The organism is Aetokthonos hydrillicola CCALA 1050 (assembly GCF_017591665.1).
GTDB lineage: Bacteria > Cyanobacteriota > Cyanobacteriia > Cyanobacteriales > Nostocaceae > Aetokthonos > Aetokthonos hydrillicola.
In genome coordinates, this window is record NZ_JAAKGC010000052.1 from 1 (window position 1) to 20,370 (window position 20,370).

The window sequence follows — 20,370 nt, forward strand, 5'->3', positions numbered from 1 at the left end:
AAATAACTCGACCCATTTTCAGTGGTCTAGCTTTGAACCATTTACCCCACTCCCGCATTTCTTTACTAAAAGTATGGGTTTTTTCTGGGTATTTTTTCAGATAGTCACCAGCTTTATCACCATCTCCCTGAAACCAGCCTTGAAAATCATCTTTGTATCTGCTTAAATCTTTAAAAGATAATGGCTGTAAGTCTTTTGATATCTGTGTGATATCCTTAATCAGTGGTTCAAGATCTGTTGTATCTTCGCCAAATTTCTCTATTATCTTATTAATTAGCTTCTTGGACACGCTTTCATAGGTAATCATACGCTTGATTAACTCTGGAATGCTGAGTTCTTCTTTTGGATCAATAAATGATTCCCCTAGTTTCTCGCTGAGTGCTTGGTAGAAAGCTGTGAGAATCTGCTTTTCTTGCTGATAGTTGTAATTGCGAGGATCGGAAATTTCGCCGAGTTTTGGATGTGCGATCGCATCCACACCAGAAAGAAGAGAACTCTCACCTTGCCAATTTATTCCAGTCCAATCACGCCTGTGCTTTCTCTGGTTGAGCTTCTCTCTAACATCATTTATACTCTGATTTGGCTCTCCTTGAACCCAGAAAAATTCCCATGCGTATTTTGTCCACAAACCCCAACTACTTTTCCACGTCGTGTAGTGCCATTCACCTTTAATATTATCCTCAATCCACTGACGGCAAGTTTTTGTAACACATTCCCAAGCTGTTAAGAATGTTCCTCTTGCATCTTCTTCTGGGAAATCACCATCAATAATAATCTGGTTGGGCATTCCTTGAATGATATTTGCTAAAGCGGGAGAAATTACTTCACAACCATGCTTATACGCAGTGTTACAAATCATCCAAGATAAGTAAGAAAGTAAATAATAACTTGCATACAAATCTCGCAGCTTGCGCGATTTTTCAATAAACCCCTGCTGCAGAGGAGTAAAGGTAATTATGGTGTAAATTTTGTTTTTCATAGGCATTTGTGATTGCATTACGTTAGGTTCTTTTAACATCAAAAATGTTTAAGTTCCTTTAGGAACTATACTCTACACGGTCAAAGAATGAGCTTTTTGCTTAAGCCAAGAGCAATACTAACTTAATGTACTATCCTTATGCTCAAAAACGCAATCAATGCCCGTGCAGAGTATACTTACTTGGAAAAAAATATTTTCAGATACTCTTGTTTCACAACAATAAAAAACATAGATTTTTGTCTGCGTTTCTTTTAATGGATGATTCGATACCTATAGGATGACTATTTGATTTTTGAAAAAATCTCAATTGTTGAGTATCTTAGGGCAGCGTAACGCACCGAAACCTTGGAATGGTGGTTTAGAACTTCGTTCTAAACCACTCTACTTATTATCCCAAATATAAAATAAGATTCCTATAAATTCCTGGCTACAATATCTGTTGAATAGATAGGAAAATCATAGCAGATGCGCCAATAAATAAGGTGATCGTATCATCTCCTGATAAGCCCATAAGGCTTTGTTGGGAAGTGACGATCCTATATATCACAGCACTTCCGGACACTATTCCGTAAGTGCTCATAATAACGTTCAAAACACTCTCCAACTTTACCTGACTCGTTGATCTGTAATAGTATGCAGATAGTCCTCGATAAATGAGGCAAGCAATGAGTAGTATCAAGAAAAGTCTCATTTGTTGTGACATATTATTGATTAAACCAAAAGTGAAGGTGGACAGAATAATTGCGGCTATAGCTAATGAGGTGAAAAACAACAATCTCCTCACCCTGATCGGCTATATCTCCTGAGAGGTTAAACATTGCGCCATTAGACATCTAGTTGAAACCGTTAGTGGGAGCGAGCAAGTACACCCTACGGAAACACCTAAAGGCAAGAGCCCCTACCTCATTTTTGAGGTATCTATGTGATAAAGTCCTATCGGTTAGCGCTTGTTATCGTTGTTGCAAGGTTTCTACGTCCACCTTTTGGTTGAATGAAGTAGTCACAAGATAGAATATTGGATCCTTTTGGAAAATTAATATGGGAAAAAATCTTGCTAGCCTTCGCTTCCTAGCAATTTTTGTAGCGTTACAACCGTGTTTGGTCAATTGCGGAAGCAGGATTTTAAGTTTTGTAGAGGACATATTATGGGGTCTCGTGTTAAATCGCTTACTTGTGGAGGGTTTATCATTAGGATTGATCGGGTCTCCCCAATCATTGAAGAAATTTTCGAGTTTCATATGCAACTAGAAATTAATAGACCTAAGTATAATACCATAGTACAACCTAGTGTTCCTTGAAATAGAACTTCATAAAAATTTAAGCTTAGGTAAGTTGACGATAAAAATTCAACGTATATGAAGAAATGTAAGTTGACCTTAGGGTGCTGCGAGATAACACAACCTAGCTCAACATTTCTTAACATAGTTTCAAATATTAGACAGAGCTACTTACCCCTATAAGCTCATCTTAACTGCCTATCTAATCTCTATGCAGGCTCTATTAACTAAGCTTAAGTTAGAATATTTATATGAAATCAGTAATGATTTCCACCGCAACTGGTTTAAGTTGATTAGTTGTAAACAAGATAAAATCGCATACGTGTGATGGTTTATCGTTAGACAATGGCTAATTAGCAGAGTGATGTATCAATTAAGCTAAAAAAGTTTAATCACCTTTGCTATTAGCCATTGTTTGTGTGAAGTCGAAAACTATCGACAACAAGGGAGCGATCGCTTTAAAATATTGACTATCAACTAGCTTGATGTTTGGCAAACCTAAGCGGGAGCCAAAACCTAGGGGGGTTTGCCAAAATTGCTGGAACCTTCATGGGTAAATGCTTTGAGCGTTTTGATTTTGGAGGTAAATAATAATTTGTGTCAATAAGTGTCCTTGAAATGAACCTGTTTTTTACCTTTGCCAAAACCTCTTGTAGAGTTCTTACTCTGTCAGGTTTTCAGGCGACAGTCTCGCGCCGACTGCGTTAAGTCGGATTAGTTGGAAACATATCAATAGAGGATATGTATGTTAATGGGGAAGAACTCGCGCCGACTGCGTTAAGTCGGCACGAGTTGGAAACTCGTACATTCCTAGCTCAGCTAAATGTAAGATACCATCCTCACCTACACGACAGTTTAAAGTTACACCTGAAAAGATCGGGAAGTTTGGTAGCCTCGAAAGAAGGGGTCAAGGATATTATTGGAATTAACCCCCTTCTGGTATTTATATCGGGGTGTAAAGACGGCACGAGCGAGTAAGTGTAAATACTGAGAGATAGTCAATTATGCAAGTCTGTCTAGTTACAGGTGGTAACTCTGGTGTAGGTTTAATGACGGCGGTAGGTTTAGCCAAATTAGGTAATCATGTATTTATTGCATGTCGTTCAGCAACTAAAGCAGCAAAAGCTATAGAATATATTCGGCGAACTACTCTTAATCAAAATGTGGAATTTTTACCACTTGACCTAGCTTCTTTAGATTCAGTTCGTAATTGTGTCACACTATTCAATGAGAAAAATTTACCGTTGCATATATTGGTCAATAATGCTGGTATATTTAACCGCAGAGGGACAACAAAAGAAGGGTTTGAACTCATTTGGGGAACTAACTATTTAGGTCACTTCTTACTCACCTATTTATTACTAGAAAAAATGCAAAAATCTGCGCCAAGTCGCATTATCATGGTATCGTCAGATTTAGCATTATATCCAAGTGGTATTGACTGGGATTTATTAGTAAAAAGAACACCGTTAAATTTTATAAACCTGTATGCCATTTCTAAACTCTGCTTATTGCTATTAACTCAAGAACTTTCTCAGCGATTAAATAATTCTCAAGTTACTGTTAATGCAATCCATCCAGGTTTTGTGCAATCGAATATTACTATATGGCATCAACTCAGTAAATATTTAGGTTTAGGTATTTCCCCAGAAGCTGGAGCATATAGCACCCTAGTTTGTGCTATTTCCCCAGACTATCAAAGTATTAGTGGAAAATTTTTAGATCGTCATAACAAAGAAATTCCATTACCTAAAATAGCACAAGACAAAGAAATATTACAGGAATTATGGGAACGTAGTTTATTATGGACTGGTTGCAATCAACAGCAAAATTTGCCGAAAATTAATTATGATGGGACTGATGGCATTTGGGGACCAATTTCTCTCAATTTAAACAGCAAAGAACTATCTGATATTACCAAAAATATTTTAAATGAAGTCTTGCCAAAATTACCAAAAAGAGTAATGCTTACTCAATTATTCTTGGCATTGATTAAATTTAATCCTGGTTCTGTTTGGATGATAATAGTTCAATTGTTGAAAAAATCTTTTCACATGGAGAGACATTTAGATTCGCCTATAATTTTGAACTTATGTCATAACAAGAGTTTATTAGAAAAGCTGAGCGAACATTTAGGAGAGAATTTAGTATTATGGCGCTCGGAAGTATGGGTAAATTATCCCGCTCAACAATTAATTCCTTTTTGGCATCAAGATTCTTATCCTAAATTGCTTAAAGGGGATGGTAAAACTATCCATGCTTATATAGCTTTAACAGAAGTTAATGAGCATAATGGTTTTGAGTATATACCTAATAGTTACTTGAAAAATTTTCCGATAAAACTGACTGATCCTTTTAGTGGTAATCAGTTTTTTGATATCCCTGATGAAGTTGTTAAAAAAGCAATTCCTGTAGTATTACGTCCTGGAGAATTTGTCTTATTTACTGATAACCTTGTACATCGTTCTATACGTAATCAGAGTGGTAAAGTACGACTTTCTTTAACACTGAGGTTAACTCAGCCGGGAGTAGAAATTTTACCACGTTATACATCTAACTATCACAAACCTCTGATTTTACAATCCCAAAACAAAAGGTAAGACTAACTTAATCGCTTTTTTCCTTCTCGCAACTGGGACGAGCAACAAGTCCTGGATACGGTTCAATTGAGAATTCTCGGTCTGGATCGGCTAATAAATAGCGATCGCACACCCCAAATAGTTCAGTTTCAGTCTTAGATTGCCGCATCTGGCTTAAGAAAGTACCGGTTCTCTCTACACTCAAACCAATAAAGTTGAGATACATCTTCATCTGGTTAACCCGTGCACGCTCCGGTACTGTCCCCCCACTGGTCGTTCGACGCAGTTTTTCAATGTAGTCGCGAACAAGTCCCAAAGTCACGACACAAATTCTTTCACCACTCAGATGTTGACGGATTTGCTGAAAAATCCAAGGGTTTCGGATTGCAGAGCGACCGATCATGACTCCGGCTGCTCCTGTACTGGAAAGGACTTTAGCAGCACTATAAGCTGATGTCACGTTACCGTTTGCTAAAACTGGGCAATTCACCCGTTGTACAGCGTGTGCAATTGTATCGTAATCTACAGCGCCATGATAACCCTGCTTAACGGTACGACCGTGCAAGCTTAGCAAACTGATATCATACAAATTAATATAATCGAGAATACGATCAAACAAATCAGTATTTTCAAAGCCAATTCGCATTTTGACGCTTAATACACCATCAATAGAAGATCGCAATTCGCCAAGAATTCGGTTTATCTTCTCAGGATCGCGTAACAGCCCACCACCAACATTTTTCCGATAAATTCTTGGAGCTGGACATCCCATATTAAGGTCGATACCTGCTATTGGGTAGAAGCTTAGCTCTTGGGCGATGCGGACTAAATCAGGAATGCTCTCGCCAATAATCTGAGCAAAGATGGGGCGACCGGTGGTATTTTCTGTAATAGAGCGCAAAATGTTTTTATCTAGACCAGAACTAGCATGGACGCGAAAATATTCAGTAAAGAAGTAATCCGGACTGCCATACTCAGCGATCACGTTCATAAATTGCAGATCCGTTACATCCTGCATGGGAGCAAGAGCAGTCAACTCAAGTCCTGGTGAAAGAGGTTCTGGTAGGCAAGTCGATTTTGGCATTTGCAGGGGAGATTGGGTTTTTTCAAAAATTTAGCTGTCCGAAGTGAGAGTTTTTGCGAGAACCAAGGATTAAGGCGATTATTGAACCAATGTTAGCAGGTTTGAAATTAGGGGATGTACCTAACGATGACATTCAATTTGTTATCGACTTGGGTTTATCCAAAATGGATCCCCAAGGAGGATTAACAATCGCAAATCCTATTTATCGGGCAATACGGTTCAGTTAAGGTTAGTGGTAGGTTGGGGTGAACGCTCGTGTTACCCAACAAAATCCTAAAAATGTTGGGTTTCGTTCCTCAACCCAACCTACGCAATTTTAGGCTTTAGGCTTTAACTGAACCATATTGATTTATCGGGAGGTTTTACTCATTGCCCTAATCAATCTCAAAAGATGCTCCAATAGCATATCAATTTAATCAATAAAGGCGTTTTAGAGTAGAACTATACGAGCATCATCAAAACTTTGCTGCTGCACACAGTAATGAACTACACAGATGCGCGACTATACCTTAGAGTCGCTTTAGCATAATTCAGGTATTAACCATGACAGGAAAGTAGCTGTTTAACTGATCTTTTTTGTGAGCGTTAACTGAACTTTTTTGTGAATCCTGTTTGAAAAAAACTGAGCCTTGCCCTGATATCTGGCTTAATGCTAAACCTTTGATTGTGGTTCAACAGAGAGATATCCATTTAACAAGGAGAAGGAGATCAAGTTGAATTTAATTCAAAAGGGGTCGTTACCTAATTGGCAATGCTATATAGAGCAAACTTTCTTTGAAAAACTTAAACTTATTCAATGGAAAGAAATATTTGCGAGGCTCTTAGAATCTAATGAAGATCAGAATTTAAGTTCAACACAAGTTTTATTAGCATTTCAAAAGTATGAACGATTCCTATTTTTGATACGAAAATACCCGTACGTAAGAATGGTTCCTAATCAAGAAATTGATTCAGTTTTACACGCACACATCGCTAATATTCATGAGTTTGAAAGAGACTGCCAAAACCTCTTTAGTGTTTGTCTTAAACATCTTCCAGGATTCGGAAGTGGAGGAGATGCTGAGCGTTTAGAATGGCAATTGGCATTTTCTCAAACTCAGGAGCTATTTGAGCTAAATTATGGACAAGGCACCATGGGTATTTCTGCCGCTGCTTCTTGTGAAATTCTTTGGAACTGTAGCTCATTCAGTAACTTGAAAGTGGTGTGCTAATCACTACAAAACAGTCTTGTATAGGACTGTCCTATGAACTAGCTATAGAATTGATGCGATCGCAGATGACAAACCAGCACATATATTGTTGTGTTAATTGGGTCTTATGTCTATATCTAGCGTTTCCAGCAAATGTTGTGTTTCCTCAACTTCTGGTAACATCCCTAGTTGTTCAAAATTCTCTAATGCTTTAGTTCCCCAAGAGTGAGCATCAACTAAATTGCCTCGTGCTTTCGCTAGAGAGGATAATGAGCGTTGACAAAACCCAAGACGGCTTTTGTCTTCGTTAGCTTCGGCTACCCGGAGTCCTTCAGTTAAAAGTCGTTCGGCTTCATCTAGTCTAGCTTGTTTGATAGCAATGTCAGCTAACCAATTCTGTGTACAGAAGATGGCTCGTATCCAGTCTATGGCTCGTGCAAGTTCGAGAGTTTCTTGAAAAAGAATTTTTGCTTCTTCATATCTTTCATATTTAAAGCAAATTTCACCCTGATAATATCGAATTTGTAACAACTTACGCGATCGCAGCTGTTCGTCGAATTGAGTTTGCTCTAGTAGTTCTCTTGCTTGATTCAGCCAAACTTGCGCCTGATCAAATTTGTGCTGTTGAATGTGTAAAACTGCTATTTTTATTGCCAAACTCAACACAAATAAAGGTTGTTGATGGTGACACAGCTCCCAAGCCTTGATAAATAGTTCGTTTGCTTCTTCTAGCTGCTTCTGCTTTCCCATTGAGGTGAGAGTCCAAGCACGGTCAACCATAACGTTTGCAGTGACTGACCAGTCTCCACGTTGTTCTGCTGCTTGAATTAACCATGCTGTCCAGGTAAGGCGTTCATCCCAGTATCTCAAGCGACTTTCTTGCCTACCCATGATGTGAGTATATGCCTCAAGATTGTGCCAGAATTTCAACATTTCGGCATATCGACTCTCAAGCATACACCACTCAATCACAGCTTGTAAATTTTGCCACTCCTCCTCTAAACCATCAAACTGTCCTTGCCATTCTTTAGCATCTTGTCCAGCATATGTCTGAGAAAAGCTTAAGTACCAACCAATCCACCTTTCCCTTGCCTCTCTTTCAAAATCTGGATGAGCTTTCAGTTCCGCTAGGGCATACTCGCGGGTTAGTGGTAGCATAGTGTAGCGATTATTTTCTTGTGTGACTAAGGAAAGCTGTCGCAATCGAGCTAAGTCTGTATTTGTTGTATTGAGTTGAACTTCTGGTACAGCAACTTGTACGAGAGCATCCTGTAGAGCTGGCGTTGGAAATAGCGCCAGAGCCATGAGTAATTTATGGGCTGATTTACCTACAAGTGGATTCACAGAAGTTTCAAAACAAAAACGGGCAACATCTCCTGTAGATTGAGATACCCCTCCCAATACTTCCTGAATGGGGTACCCGTTAGCTAGCTGACCAACCGTGTAGTTGATAGCTACTGGAATACCTCCAGTGACTTTGTAAAGTGCTTGACTATCTTTGTGGCTGAGGGATACACCTTTTTCTTCAGCTTCGTGCTTAATTAAACAAAGACCATCTGATTCTGGCATTGAAGTCAAGCGCACAGGTACAAATAAAATTTGTTCTCGGGTGGTGATGATTGCTTTAGCACTTGCTGGCAGCTCATACAAAAATGCTAAAACATCCTGCTGATTTTCCACCGTCTCCAAATTATCGACAATTAGCAACGTGCGCCGACAGGAGAGAGCATCTTGAATTAAATCTAATTGGTCTTCAAAACTCAACCCTGTAATATCTAACTCAGTTAGTACCCGCACAATTTGACGGAAAATATCATGTAAAGTCCGACGTGGAGCTAAACTTGGTAATAAACCAAAGGGTGTAAGATAAGACTGTTTGGCTGAGGTAAAAATAATGGTATCAAAGGTGGGTAGACCTAAAAAAGCTTCGTTGTTGTAACTCGCGTGTAGACAACGATAAGCTGCTTCCAGCACAAGGGTTGTTTTACCCACACCACCTATACCATCGACGCTAACCAAGTGTGCAGAATGCGACGGTGAAAGTAACTCCAAAAGTCGAGCAATTTCTTCTTCTCGACCAACAAATGTAGTACAACTAGGAGCAGGTAAGTTGTGACGTACACGTTGGGGAAGTATAGGAGGAGAAACTGAAGGGAATTCAGGCTGCGTAATAATTTCACCTTCGTTACTTCTACTATAGCTCGGCTCTTGTAATAGCTTTTCTAACACTAACTTTACTGTATTGATACGCACCTTCTGTCCTGTAGCCTGCGTTAATAACTCCCAAAGTTTTGGGCAAAATATTCGCTGGACTGTGCTATTCGAGTATCCAGTAACGTGAATATTTTTGAGCTTCTTATCTGTCAAAACTTGCTCCAGGATAGAGTTTTGTACATCAGTCAAAGATATACCTGCTTTGGAGAGAACTAAAGCATTTGCCATTCTTATGAGTTCCGATATTTTTTCAGTGCTCATTTGTCGGCTCAAAATAACTTCTTGTAGAGAGCTTAACTTAATTTTGAAAGTAAGTTGATGCCCTACTGGAATTTCTCACAAAATCTGCAAAAAAGCGGTTAAAAACATGCTATGGCAAAACAGCAGGGTTAAAGCTAGTTAAGCGCACAAACTGAACATGTTGAATATTTTGAATTTAAGAAATGAATATCCTGCTGAAATTTAGGTGACAAAATGAAGCATCCTTCTGATACTTTATGAGCAGTGTCTCAAAGTAAAAGTATAGAGAGGATTACTATTCGATTTTTGGAAAAATAGGTAGGGGAGGCTTTATTGAGGTGTGAATTTTCAAAGCAGTTTGGGAAGTAGATTTTCTTCGGCGTAAAACTGCTGTTCTCCCCCAATATTGCCCTGATGTTGGTGCAGAGATTAGGCAATAAGTTATCAGGGTTTAGTGGGTTACAACATTCCATCTAACAGATCCTACAATAATTAATTTTTTTCAGAAAAAAAGTAAATTTTTATACTACCTACCCGCATTCCGCACTCCAGCACGAATTTAAGGTCTCTACAAAAATAGTTGGTGTTAGAAGGAAGATTATGTTGAGTTTTATCAGAGAGCGTTTCAGCGTAGTTTATTTTGTCTTAATTTGGAGTCTGTCGCTCATTCCAATTTCAAAAGTAAGAGCGCAAGACTCACCAGGAGTTTTGAGCATTGACAAAAGCACTGATTCCCTTAAGGAAATTAGTCAATACACTGAACAAGATTCTCTACCAGTTACTTCAGTTTCTCAGCTTTCTGATGTGCAACCTAGTGACTGGGCATTTGGTGCTTTACAGTCTTTAGTTGAACGATATGGCTGTATTGCTGGGTATCCTGATCGCAATTTTAAAGGGAATCGTAGTATGACTCGCTTTGAGTTTGCGGCTGCATTAAACACCTGCTTAGAGAAAGTTAACCAACTGATTACTACTGGTACAGCAAACTTAGCTACTAAAGAAGATTTGGCAACTTTGCAAAAGCTGCAAGGGGAGTTCCAACCAGAGATTGCTAGCTTACGTGCTAGAGTTGATGCAATAGAACTACATACTGCACAGCTAAAGGCAGATCAGTTTTCAACACCCATAAAGTCTTCAACACCCATAAAGTTAAATTATTGCGAAGATCAAAGCCCAAAGAAACAGCCTAAGAGCGGAGTAAAACTTGATGCTCAGTTGATTCTTGCTGGTGTAGGTTCCACCCATAGTGGACGTGGGGAAGATAGCAACCTCGCAGTTGCTGATCGGGTGCGCCTAAACGTTAAAACTAGCTTTACTGGAGATCGTGACAACGAAGAACTTCGTGCACGAATTCAGGCGAGTAATGTTATAAATCCGATAGGACCGGGAAGAGAGACTCGCTTAAGTTTCTACTCTGGGACTGATGCAACTAATGCAGCTTTCCTCAGTAAGCTGGACTATAAATTTCCTGTAGGAAAAAGAAAAGAACTGAATGTTATGCTTGGTACAGGCTTTAATACTTCCTTCGATGATTGGGAGGTTATTAATCCTCTAAAAGATGATGGGGATGCTGCCATTTCGCGCTTTGGTCGATATAGTCCTATCTTCCGTCTAGGTGGAGATACTGGTGCTGGTGTGACTTATAATCCATGCAAGCATGAGGATATCAAAATACAGATGGTTTATCTAGCAGGCGACAAGAACGCTAACAACCCTGCTAGTGGATTGTTTAATGGTAAATATGGTGTACTAGGGCAGATTATATACTATCCCACGAGAAAGTGTAAAGATGAGGAAAATCAAAATGAGAAAGAGCCACAAAACAAATGCGAGAGAGAGATTAATAAAGACACCAAGATTGCTTTCACCTACGTCAATGCTTATAACGACAATGGTTTAGGACACAACACTGGCAGTATATACTCCAACCTGTTAGGCAAACAAGTATCCTCTAATTCCTTTGGTATTGAATCAAATGTAAAAATTAATAAAGGCTTTCAACTTGGTGGGTGGGTGAGCTATACCGATGCACGGGTGCTGAGTGGAGGTGTTAAAGGTAATGCTGATATCTGGAGTTGGGCTGTCACTCTAGCCTTACCTAAGGTAGACAAACAGTGTGAAAATCGTAAAAAGCTTAAAGAGCGTGAAAAGTGTAGTTTGGGAGGGGTTATCATCGGGATGGAGCCTAGGTTGACTGGTACTTCAGTGTCTATCCCAAACTTACGTCGTCGTGACCCAGATACAGGATTTCACATCGAAGGGTTCTATCGGTATCAAATTAACGACAAAATTAGCATAACTCCAGGTTTGATTTGGTTAACAGCACCAAATCATGATAGTCAGAACGGTAACATTTTTGTAGGAGTACTTAGGACTACCTTCGATATCAAATAACCCTGCGTGAAAACTTTAAGGGATCTCCAAAAGTAAAATGTCTATGTCCCAGCCTTTTGGAATGGGACATCCACGCAGATCAGGGATCAGTTGTCTAATAAATTAGACGACTGGGCATTTTATTATTTGTAAGTGCATAAATGTAATAAAATTACTACTTAAGTAATAATCCTTAGGAGGTAGGTGCAACTTAATTGTAATTATTAATACCATAATCATGAAATCAAGATACTTAATAGCCTGCATTAAGGAGCATTAATATATAGAAAATTAAAAATTACATATCCAACTTCTTCCAAAAGTCTGTTACAAGTTCTTGTTATCGAGTGTGTAATCAAACCAATTCGGGAGGTAAATTAATGAAAGTCTACTGCACTCATCCAAAGTGCTCGAAACCAGAGAATGAAATTTCAGATAAAGAGATAAATGCAAGAAATGAAACAAAAATATGTTGTAATGATTGTCAAATGCCATTAATTTTACAAGGGCATTTTGTAGCCATAAATTTATTAGGAGAAGGAGGATTTGGTAGAACTTTTCTAGCAAAAGATCTAGATTTTCTCGAGCCAAATTTTGTAATTAAACAGTTGCGCCTCACACATACTTCTGGACAAATTTTTACTCCACAAGAGCTAGAACGTAGACAAAACTTGTTTGTGAGAGAAGCAAAAACTTTGTTCACACTGAGACATCCGCAAATTCCTAGACTTTTTGCTTTTTTTTCGTTGGAATTGACAGATAAAAATGGCTTGCCACAGAATTTTTTTTACTTAGTTCAAGATTATATTGAAGGTTGCAATTTAGCCGAAGAACTTAGTAACAAGCCGGATAAAAAATTTTCAGAGGATGAAGTTATAAATATCCTTAAGGAAATTTTGAACATACTCACATATATCCATCATGACGAAGGTACTCATAACGAGCACTATATCCATAGAGACATTAAGCCTGAAAATATTATGCGCTGTAGCAGAGACGGTAAGCTACACCTGATAGATTTCGGTGCAGTTAAACAGGTAGTGCAAGGCTTTGAGCCTGAGACAACATCTATCGTGCTAGATCCACGTTTTGCACCACCTGAGCAATGGGATAAAAAAGCTGTATCACCTGCATCCGATTTATACGCCACAGCGACCACTTGTCTATGCTTATTAACAGGAATTAGAAACGTTCGGGGACTGCTATTCAATTCATGTTGGAGAGATCATGTAAAAGTGCGTGATCACCGATTTGCGTTAGTTTTAGACAGTATGCTTAAATCCGAGCAACAAATTCGTCCTCAGTCTGCTACAGAGGTTCTTAATGCTCTCTCTAGCACAACTAATCCAGATCCAGCTGCAACAACTGAAAATGAACCCAATGGACATCTCTCTCCCCCAATTAATCCAGATAGAGCTAAGTCAACTATTATACTTCCCCAATCTTGGTTTAGAAGATTTATTGATTGGATAAGTACACTTCCTAGATCCTGGCGTTCGATAATAAGATTTGTAATTCCGTTTGTGTTAGGGATAGTTATTGCCGTTACTTTTTATTATCTAAAAAATGTCTTACCCCCGGATCCAACGCCACCTCTTGCAGAAGATTTTAGCAGGGGAGAACAAGCTTTAATATCCCCTACAAATCTTAGTACTCCAGAATGTAATAAGGCTTACGCTTATAAAGAAAAAGGCATGAGGGCCTTTAAAGAAGGCAATTTTAAAATATCTACAGAACTTTTCAAACAAGCCAGGAAACAATTCTCCTCTAACCAAACTAAGTGTGAAGTTGATCCAGAAACATTAATTTACGAACATAATTCCCAAATTGCTCAAACTCCAGCAAACCTTAGTCTACCAACAATTGCAGTTGTTATCCCAATTGACTACAATGATATTGCACTAGAAATACTGCGTGGTGTAGCCCAAGCTCTCGATGAACAAAGACCACAATTTCAAATTCTTATAGCTAAAGAAAATATTGATAATAATACAAGTGGAAGTCAAGGAGTAGCTACGTATATCTCTCAAGGTAATATTCCAGGAGATATTTCTTCTTTTGAAAAGAGCAAAATACTAGGAGTAATAGGTCATTATACAAGTGAAAATACTCAGATAGCAGGTAAAACTTATGGAGCAGAAGCTCTTGGAGATGAAAAACTTGTACTGATTTCACCGACAAGTACTGGTGAGAGAGAACTTTATAGTGGTAATGATATTAGCAGCAAAAACTTAAAAAATCTATATGTTTTCCGCACAGCTTCTAGTGACAAAACTGCTGCTGGTGATTTAGCTAAATATATGTCGCAAACGCTCCACCAGAAAGACGGGGTGATTCTTTATGATCCTGGTAGCCCTTATTACAGCAAATCGCTGGCTACGTGGTTTAAACATGAAATGAATGACAAACTAGATTTTAAGCTAGGCGACCATATTAACAATTGTAATTTAATCATAGATATAGAGGCTAATGATTGTATAAAATCGGCAATCAAAAGACAAGCAAAAGTATTGATATTATTTCCTAGCCGTGCCACTTTCAAGGAAGTAAAAAACATTATTAAATCCAATAGTAGAAGTTTTGAAAAAATTCTAGCAGGAGACGTTTTATATAGTAAGGATACCTTGAACATTAGAGAAGCTGAAGGGATGATTATTGCTGTATCTTTCCATGTTAACCAAGCTAAAGATGCGTTTAAGGAAAGAGCTACAGAAATTGGCTGGTTAAGAAACATGACATGGAGAAGTATCACTTCTTATGATGCAACACAGGTATTTGTGAAAGCTTTGAGCGGAAATAATAATCGAAAGGATCTAACTCGTAGAGAAATATATGATAAATTAAATGATTCTAGATTTTCTGCTATAGGTGCTGTTGTTGATGTAAGTTTTAATGAATATCATGATCGTAAAATAGTCAATAGTGTTGGTATCTTAGTAGAAGTTAAGAAAAGTGATTCTAACAGCGATGAATATTATTTTGATCTTGTGCCACAATCACAATACAATAATCCGTAAGTATACCAATAGGCCGTCAACGAAAACTTTTTAGCATGACTTGAAATATATTTATGCCTCGCAATTCTCTAAAATCTTCTCAACGCGGAAAACAACTTATCAAAGAAGCTAAGAAGAAGTTAATTCAGAAACATAAAACGACAGATATAAACCGAATAGTTCGCAAAGAAGCAAGTAATATTCTAGAACCAGAAAAAAACTACGATAATGTTCTAGAAGAGCATTATGCTGTATCATTATCCACTTTAAGACGCTTCCAAGAAGGAAAACCTATTACTGCTTCTACTTTTAAAACTTTTTGCGAAGTGTTGAACCTAAACTGGGAAGATCTAGCAGAAAATGAAACAGATGCTAATATTGATCTCAGCGAAGCACCTTTTCCTGTTAATTTTTATGGTCGTACCCAAGAGTTAGCTGAACTTGAGAGATTTCTTATCCAACAAAACTCCCGGTTAGTCTTAATTTATGGAATGGGAGGAATTGGAAAAAGCACCTTAGCTCGCCATTTAGTAGATAGAGTTGCTAGCAGATATAATCGCTTAATCTGGCTTTCTCTAGAATCAGCACCTCCTTTTCAACAAATATTGATTAGATTGTTGCAACTTTTATCTAAAGGTGAACAAGAAGAAGGCTTTATTGACCAAATAATGCAATATTTACATCAACAAAGATGTTTAATAGTGCTGGATAGCTGGGAAGAAATTATTGATAATAATAGCGGAGCTTATAAAAGCTATAATGTGTTTGTGGAAAGAGTTGCGAAAGAACCTCATAGAAGCTCCCTATTACTACTTAGTAGAAGAAAACCTGATAACATTGAAATTTTACAAGGACAATTTGTTTATTCAAAAAGAATATTACCTCTCACTCAACAAGAAGTAAAAGAATTTTTAAGTTCAGAAGGTTTGTTTGGAACAGATATTGAAATAGAAAGATTTAGTGAACGTTATAATAATCCGTGGATTCTTAAGAGAATTATACAAAGTATTCATAATGTCTTTAATGGTGATATATCACTATTTGTAAATAATAATGAATTTTCTATTGTTCTTGACGAATTAACCACCGTTTTTTTAGATCAGCAATTTGAAACACTGTCACAAGCAGAAATAAATCTAATCTATTGGGTGGCTATTAGACGCAATACAGCTTTATGGGATCAATTAGTACAAGATAGTAAGGAAATTTTTACTTATCAACAATTATTTGAAAATGTAAATAGTTTAATTGGAAAGCATTCTTTAATCTCTAAAAATACCCAAGAAATACCAGTAATCTACATACTAGAGCCAGTCATTTTAAAATATAGTCTCAACAGGTTTGTGAAAGAGAATTATGTACAGATAAACCAAATATTTGAGACTAAAAATATTAATGGTTATGAACTGTTCTTGACTCATCGCTTCATTACTCAATATCCAAAAGATGAAGAACTGAACCAAGAACAAACGAGGCGGATTGTTACACCCCTTCAAAGAATGCTAGCCGCGAATTTTCGTAGTCAGCAGAAATTAGAAAATCAACTGACACAAATTTTGTCGATGTTGAAAGATAAAGAATTGTCTCATAGCTGTGGTTACCAAAATATTTCACAATTGATTTCGGCTTGCCAACAAATATAGTTGAAAGTGAAAAATATCGAGTTCTCGCCCTGCTTAGCTTAGATCTTGCACCTTTAAATATAAATACTGAATTAACGCCATAAAAGTATCGAAGATTGAACTATAAAAAATTCCTTTCCATTCCAATACTGCACGGGTTTTGGAAAATCGTAGCGTGGGTAGAGCGCATAAGCGTTACCCAACGAACCCTTGAAAATGTTGGGTTTCGTTCCTCAACCCAACCTACATTAATTTACAGTTTTCGGCTTAACCGAGCAGTATTGCTTTCCATTCCTCTTCTAGAGGAATTTAGCTCTTAGACAGGGATTTATAATCCCTGGCTGATTTAATCGTCGCGGTAGCATTTATGCAACGCCTAAAGTTTTATTGTTTATGCTAAAGTCGTCGTTAAAAGGGTAAACTTAAAGGCGCGATCGCTATGACCCAAGCTGCTTCAAAACTCTTGACTTTTGATGATTTCATCCGTCTCTATGGGGATAACGATCGCTACGAATTGATTGACGGTGAACTGGTTGATACGGAACCGACTGGACAGCACGAAGAGGTAGCTGCTTTTATATTGCGAAAAGTTAATATCGAGATAGACCGGATGGGTATGCGTTGGTTTACACCTACCCGTTGTTTAATTAAACCTCTAGGAACTAAAACAGCTTTCCGTCCTGATGTAGTGGTGCTAGATAAAGCTGCGCTCAGCAATGAGCCGTTGTGGCAAGACCAGCCTATAATCACGTTGGGATCTTCTGTTAAACTTGTTGTGGAAGTCGTCAGCACGAACTGGCAAAATGACTACGCAAGAAAAGTCGAAGACTACAGCGCAATAGGTATTCCAGAGTACTGGGTTATCGATTACTTGGGCTTGGGGGGTAGAGACTATATTGGCAATCCAAAGCAACCGACGATATCGATTTACCTGTTATCAGCTAGTGGAAATCAGTACCAAAAGCCCTCTCAGTTTCGTGGGAGGGAGCGCATTATCTCCCCTACATTCAATGAGTTACAGCTAACAGCAGAACAGATTTTTGCTGCTTAAGTAATCGCGTTTTTGATACACTGTCATCTCTCATAACCCACCAAAAGACATATGTATCAAGTTTAAAGGTAAGGTAGCCTAGATAATGGGCAGTTTCAGGGTAATAAACCATGACCGCTGAAGAAGCAAGATTAAAAGCAGATTCCGAACGTACCGCTTATTGGAAACGCTGGGGTTCTTATCTAAGCGAACGTCAATGGGGAACTGTCCGCGAAGATTATAGCCCTGATGGTAGCGCTTGGGAGTTTTTCCCCCACGAACATGCTCGTTCCCGTGCTTACCGTTGGGGGGAAGATGGTATTGCTGGTATTTGTGATAACCATCAAAGATTATGTTTTGCTCTTGCATTTTGGAATGGTCAAGATTCGATTCTTAAAGAAAGGATTTTTGGCTTAACGGGTAACGAAGGTAACCATGGGGAAGATGTCAAAGAATATTATTTCTACCTCGACAACACCCCAACACACTCATACATGAAGACTCTCTACAAATACCCGCAAGCTGCTTTTCCCTACACCCAATTGGTAGAAGAAAATCGTAAAAGAAGCCGTCAAGATTTTGAATTTGAATTGCTTGATACGGGTGTATTTGCAGAAGATGCCTACTTTGATGTGTTTGTTGAATATGCAAAAAAAACACCAGAAGATATCTTAATTCAAGTTAGTGTCGTCAACCGGGGACAAGAAGAGAAAACGCTGCATTTATTACCAACGTTATGGTTCCGCAATACTTGGTCTTGGTTTCTTAATCAAGAAAAGCCTTTAATCAAAGTTTTGAAATCCGATCCACATTTGAGTGTCGTTGAAGCAACTGAGGCAAGTATAGGAACAAGATGGCTGTACTGTAATAATGCTAGGGAACTGCTGTTTACAGAAAATGAGACGAATTTTGAAAGATTATTTGGAGTTAAAAATTCTTCTCCCTACGTCAAAGATGGGATTAACGACTATATAGTTGATGGGAAAAAGGATGCGGTCAATCCTAATGAAATTGGAACAAAGTTTGCTGCCCATTATGTATTGACAATTGCTCCAGGCGAAACTAAGACTGTCCAATTGCGACTTTGTGATACTCCAGATTTAGCAGAACCATTTGGATCTGATTTTGACCAGACGGTGAGCGATCGCATCAAAGAAGCAGATGAATTTTATCAGCGTATTTGCCCCTTTCCCATATCCCAAGATCAGCGTAATGTGCAGCGACAAGCGTATGCAGGACTTTTGTGGAGCAAACAATTTTACTACTACGTGGTGGAAGAATGGCTAAAAGGCGATCCAGCAAGTCCACCACCGCCAGAATCACGCCAAAATGGTAGAAATTCTAACTGGCTACACATATACAACGATGATGTTATCTCAATGCCTGATAAATGGGAATACCCTTGGTTTGCTGCTTGGGATTTGGCATTTCATGTAATACCGCTAGCCATAATTGATCCAGACTTCGCTAAACGACAATTAACCCGGTTCACGCGAGAATGGTATATGCATCCCAATGGTCAACTTCCTGCTTATGAATGGGCGTTGAGCGATGTTAACCCTCCAGTTCACGCTTGGGCAGCTTGGCGCGTTTACAATATAGAGCAAAAGATCCACGGACGTACAGATCACCAATTTCTTGAGCGTGTATTTCAAAAATTGCTGCTCAATTTCACTTGGTGGGTAAACCGCAAGGATATTGACGGTAAGAATGTCTTTCAGGGCGGGTTTTTGGGTTTAGATAATATCGGTGTGTTTGATCGTAGCGCACAATTGCCTACAGGTGGTCAGCTAGAACAAGCAGACGGAACCAGTTGGATGGCTATGTACTGCATCAACATGCTGACAATTGCCTTGGAACTGGCTACATTTGATCCTACTTATGAGGACATTGCAAGCAAATTCTTTGAGCATTTTCTTCGCATCACTGCTGCAATGGAGGGGGTTGGCAGAAACGAGATTTCTCTATGGGATGAAACTGATGGCTTTTACTACGATGCTCTGCGTTTCCCCGATGGTCACCATTGTCCAATGAAGGTACGCTCATTGGTGGGTTTGGTTCCACTGTTTGCGGTGGGAACACTGGAACCAGAAATCTTAGACAAATTGCCAGACTTTAAGCGGCGGACGGAATGGTTTATTGAAAACCGCCCAGACTTAACGGCTGGAATAGCTTGTATGCATTCATCTGGGGTGGGGAATCGCAAACTGTTAGCGATCGCCAATGAAGACAAGTTGCGTCGCCTGCTGCATAAGATGTTAGATGAAGCAGAGTTTTTGAGTCCCTATGGTATCCGTTCTGTTTCTAAATATCATGCTTTGCATCCCTATGTACTGACAGCAAACGATCAGGAATACCGGGTGGATTATGAGCCTGCTGAATCCACAACAGGCTTGTTTGGTGGTAACTCTAACTGGCGTGGTCCGGTTTGGTTTCCGATGAACTACTTGATTATTGAGTCACTTCAAAGGTTCCATCACTACATGGGTGACAATTTCAAAGTGGAATGTCCCACTGGTTCCGGTAAGGAGATGACCTTGTTAGAAGTAGGAGTTGAATTGTCTACCAGGCTAAGTCAGCTTTTTCTCGTAAATTCCTCTGGAAAAAGACCAGTATTTGGCGATTTAGAGGTGTTTCAAACGAACCCTCATTGGCGCGATTTGATTCTTTTCCACGAATATTTTCATGGAGACAACGGTGCCGGTTTAGGTGCTAATCATCAAACTGGTTGGACAGGTTTAGTTGCAGAAATGATTCAACGGTGCGGAGAACATTCCCAAATTTAA

At 38.7% G+C, this 20,370-nt stretch carries 10 protein-coding genes and 1 pseudogene; 8 read left to right on the plus strand and 3 right to left on the minus strand.

Annotated features, from left to right (window positions below; translation table 11 throughout):
- On the minus strand, nucleotides 1-979 hold a 979-nt coding region (locus tag G4P69_RS22950; protein WP_279606310.1), incomplete at its 3' end, for a type III-B CRISPR-associated protein Cas10/Cmr2.
- A 2,281-nt stretch (nucleotides 980-3,260) separates the two neighbouring features.
- Between G4P69_RS22950 and G4P69_RS22955 the strand changes: the two genes are divergently transcribed.
- Nucleotides 3,261-4,856, plus strand: a complete 1,596-nt coding sequence (locus G4P69_RS22955) for an SDR family NAD(P)-dependent oxidoreductase (RefSeq protein WP_208338768.1) — start codon at nucleotides 3,261-3,263, stop codon at nucleotides 4,854-4,856.
- Nucleotides 4,857-4,863: 7 nt separating this feature from the next.
- Here G4P69_RS22955 and G4P69_RS22960 read toward each other — a convergent pair whose 3' ends face one another.
- Complete coding sequence (locus G4P69_RS22960; RefSeq protein ID WP_208338770.1) at nucleotides 4,864-5,919, minus strand: tRNA-dihydrouridine synthase family protein; 1,056 nt, start codon at nucleotides 5,917-5,919, stop codon at nucleotides 4,864-4,866.
- A 47-nt stretch (nucleotides 5,920-5,966) separates the two neighbouring features.
- On the opposite strand from G4P69_RS22960, the pseudogene G4P69_RS22965 reads away from it, so the two are divergent.
- Together G4P69_RS22965 and G4P69_RS22970 are read left to right on the plus strand one after the other, a co-directional pair.
- Nucleotides 5,967-6,134: pseudogene (locus tag G4P69_RS22965) on the plus strand (ATP-binding protein); the annotation flags it as partial.
- Between the two features lie 498 nt (nucleotides 6,135-6,632).
- Complete coding sequence (locus tag G4P69_RS22970) at nucleotides 6,633-7,130, plus strand: glycine-rich domain-containing protein (protein WP_208338772.1); 498 nt, start codon at nucleotides 6,633-6,635, stop codon at nucleotides 7,128-7,130.
- A gap of 93 nt (nucleotides 7,131-7,223) precedes the next feature.
- Here the strand turns inward: G4P69_RS22970 and G4P69_RS22975 are convergent, their stop codons facing one another.
- Complete coding sequence (locus G4P69_RS22975; protein ID WP_208338774.1) at nucleotides 7,224-9,584, minus strand: tetratricopeptide repeat protein; 2,361 nt, start codon at nucleotides 9,582-9,584, stop codon at nucleotides 7,224-7,226.
- Between the two features lie 579 nt (nucleotides 9,585-10,163).
- Between G4P69_RS22975 and G4P69_RS22980 the strand changes: the two genes are divergently transcribed.
- The 5 genes from G4P69_RS22980 to G4P69_RS23000 all read left to right on the plus strand — a co-directional run bounded on the left by G4P69_RS22980 (nucleotide 10,164) and on the right by G4P69_RS23000 (nucleotide 20,370).
- Nucleotides 10,164-11,957, plus strand: coding sequence for an iron uptake porin (locus G4P69_RS22980; RefSeq protein ID WP_208338777.1), 1,794 nt, complete (start codon nucleotides 10,164-10,166; stop codon nucleotides 11,955-11,957).
- Nucleotides 11,958-12,316: 359 nt separating this feature from the next.
- The gene (locus G4P69_RS22985; protein ID WP_208338779.1) at nucleotides 12,317-14,953 is read left to right on the plus strand and encodes a bifunctional serine/threonine-protein kinase/ABC transporter substrate-binding protein; all 2,637 of its coding nucleotides are present in this window, start codon (nucleotides 12,317-12,319) and stop codon (nucleotides 14,951-14,953) included.
- A 53-nt stretch (nucleotides 14,954-15,006) separates the two neighbouring features.
- Nucleotides 15,007-16,575 (plus strand): NB-ARC domain-containing protein, encoded by a 1,569-nt coding sequence (locus G4P69_RS22990; RefSeq protein WP_208338781.1) that lies wholly within the window; start codon nucleotides 15,007-15,009, stop codon nucleotides 16,573-16,575.
- A gap of 418 nt (nucleotides 16,576-16,993) precedes the next feature.
- Nucleotides 16,994-17,605, plus strand: a complete 612-nt coding sequence (locus tag G4P69_RS22995) for a Uma2 family endonuclease (protein ID WP_208338782.1) — start codon at nucleotides 16,994-16,996, stop codon at nucleotides 17,603-17,605.
- A gap of 110 nt (nucleotides 17,606-17,715) precedes the next feature.
- Complete coding sequence (locus G4P69_RS23000) at nucleotides 17,716-20,370, plus strand: MGH1-like glycoside hydrolase domain-containing protein (protein WP_208338784.1); 2,655 nt, start codon at nucleotides 17,716-17,718, stop codon at nucleotides 20,368-20,370.